Here is a 215-nt window from a genome sequence, read left to right as displayed (position 1 = left end):
GATGAAAGCACCACGACCCTCACCATCGACGTCAACAACGGTTGCATCACCCCGGTCACCCTCAACGGCCTCGACGCCTGTGGCGGCGAACTGACCGTCTACGAGAAAAACCTCACCTACGGCACTGACCCGGATGCCCCGGCCCTGACCCAGACCGGCACCTTCACCGTCAATGCCCCGGATGGCCTGCAAACCTTGACCGTGGGCGGTATCGC

At 63.3% G+C, this 215-nt stretch carries 1 protein-coding gene; it reads left to right on the top strand.

Annotated features, from left to right (window positions below; genetic code table 11):
- The coding region (locus ACM6IQ_RS23875) for a hypothetical protein (protein WP_414880004.1) at positions 1 to 215 on the top strand (215 nt) is incomplete at both ends.

This window comes from Pseudomonas sp. IT-P100, assembly GCF_949767185.1.
In the GTDB taxonomy this organism is placed as follows: Bacteria; Pseudomonadota; Gammaproteobacteria; order Pseudomonadales; family Pseudomonadaceae; genus Aquipseudomonas; species Aquipseudomonas fluorescens_B.
Note: the sequence above shows the minus strand (reverse complement) of the source record. Positions and strands in the feature narration are given on the sequence as shown.